The sequence below is a fragment of the Allobosea sp. P4_C6 genome, assembly GCF_056402015.1.
The window spans coordinates 1-2,129 of record NZ_JBFUIF010000199.1 but is presented as its reverse complement, the minus strand read 5'-3'; the positions used below and the strand labels follow the sequence as shown (position 1 = coordinate 2,129).

General features: G+C 62.2%; 2 protein-coding genes. Both read right to left on the bottom strand.

Annotated features, from left to right (window positions below; genetic code table 11):
- Positions 1–144: 144 nt before the first annotated feature.
- Positions 145–1,083 (bottom strand): carbohydrate ABC transporter permease, encoded by a 939-nt coding sequence (locus AC1DVA_RS27875; RefSeq protein WP_265055482.1) that lies wholly within the window; start codon positions 1,081–1,083, stop codon positions 145–147.
- 38 nt (positions 1,084–1,121) lie between these two features.
- A partial coding sequence (locus AC1DVA_RS27870; protein WP_476808046.1) for an extracellular solute-binding protein occupies positions 1,122–2,129 on the bottom strand: 1,008 nt, incomplete at its 5' end.

The following is a 2,129-nucleotide window of genomic DNA, read 5'->3' as shown; positions in this document are numbered from 1 at the left end:
TTGGTGCGCAATTCACCCAGCGTCTTGAAGCCGCCGAGCAGAGTCGCAAGCAGCGGCACGGCGACGAACAGCGCCACGATTCCGAGAAACAGGATCTTGTAGACGAGGATGAGGTCGAGCGGCCGGTGGCCGGCGATGGCGGCTTCACTCATCGCGCATGAACCAGCGTTTGTAGGTGATCGCGAAGGTCACGCAGATCACGAAGAGGATGACACCGATGGCGCTGCCATAGCCGACGCGCATGCGCGAGACGCCGTTATTATAGAGGAAGCTGACCATCGTATTGGAGGAATCGGCCGGTCCGCCCCGGGTCAGCGGCATGACGAGGTCGAAGAGCTGCAACGAGCCGACTACGGCAAAGAACACCGAGAGGCGGATCGTCGGATAGAGCAGCGGGATCACGATATGGTGCAGCACCTGCCAGCGCGACGCCCCGTCGATGCGCGCAGCCTCGACTAGATTGCGGTCCATGCCCTGCAACGCGGCAATGAACAGCATCATGTGGAAGCCAAAATACTTCCAGACGACGACGATCAGGATCGCCAGCATCGAGGTCTGCGTGCTGGCGAGCAGATGCGGCGCCTCGGCTCCGAACATCCGGTAGATCGATGCGAGCAGGCCATAATTGCCGTCATAGATGAAGCTGAAGATCAGGCCCGTCGCCACCTCGGCCAGCACATAGGGCAGGAAGAACAACATCCGCAGCGCCAACGAGCCGAGGAATTTCTCGGCGAGCAGCAAAGCCAGCGTCAGCGCGATGGGCAACTGGATTACCAGCGAGACCGCGATGATCAGCAGGTTATTGCGGAAGGCGATGCCGAAGCCGCGGGTATCGAAGACGAAGCGGTAGTTGTCGAAGCCGATCCAGCGGGTCGGCGTGCCAAAGCCGTTCCAGTTGAAACCGGAATACCAGGCCGCCTCCCCGATCGGCATCACGACGAAGAGCGTGAACAGCAGTAGAGCCGGCGGCAGGAATAGCAGGAGGGCGCCGATCTGTCCGTCGGTCGTCACTTTGCGGCGCGCAGCCGGAGCCGGAGCCGCAGGCCTACCGCGGATGACGGCGGCAGCGCTGTGCTGAGACATCGGTATCGCTTTCCAAGGTTGACGCAGGGATGCCGGGCTCAATTGCCCTGCTTGAACGCCTCCTGGATCGCCTTGGCGGCTTGCTTGGGCGTCATTGAGCCGCCGGCAATCTCGGCCGTCGCGTCATTGACCACCCGGCCGACCGAGGGTCCCAGATCCTGGTCGTAGAAGTTCTGGTGATACTGCGATGCGGCGATGTTTTTGGCGACGTTCTGCATGAAGGCGGCGCTCAGGGACAATTCCGCGCCCTTAAAGGTCGGGATGATGAAATTCTGCTTGGAGAGTTCGCGCTGGACTTCGTCCGAGATGAAGAACTTGACGAACTCGACCGCTTCCTTTGGCGCGCCCTTGGTGATGATCCAGCCATTGACGCCGCCGAGCGTATCCGAGGGCTGGCCCTTGCCGCCTGCGGGCATCGGGAAGTCGATCCAGCCGAGGTTGTCCTCGGCGATACCCTTCTTGTCGGCGGCGAGCGCGCGCTGCGTCGCGGAATGATGCGAGATCGCCAGGTTCATCGCGGCCTTGCCATCACCGAAGAAGCCAAGCGCCTGCTGGTTCTTGAAGCCGAGGAAGCCGGTTTGGAAGGGTTCGAGATCGACCAGCTGCTTCATTAATTCGCCGGCCTTCTGGAAGGTCTCGCCCTCGAAGCCGCCATTCTGGCCCTTGAGCGCGGCCTCGAAGGCCGGCTTGCCGCCGAGCCGGACGGCGAGATGGGTCCAGTAGAAGTGCAACGGCCATTTGTCCTGGCCACCGACGGCGATCGGCGTTATGCCGGCCGCCTTGAGCTTCTTCACTCCGACCAGGAAATCGTCCCAGCTCTTGATGGTGCCGCCGTCAACCCCGGCCTTGGCGAAGAGGTCCTTGTTGTACATGAAGCCAACCTGCGAGACCGTATAGGGCAGGCCATAGAGCTTGCTGCCGACCGTGAAGGCCTCGACCGCGCCGGCAGAGAGATTGTCCTTGTAGGCGCCGACGCCCGCCGTGATGTCCTCCAGCACGCCTGCCTCCACTTGCGTCCTCAGCACGCCGCCGGCCCAGGAATATAG

Excerpts from the sequence above, each read along its gene's own strand:
- AC1DVA_RS27875 (WP_265055482.1), bottom strand. The coding sequence starts at position 1,083 with ATGTCTCAGCACAGCGCTGCCGCCGTCATCCGCGGTAGGCCTGCGGCT.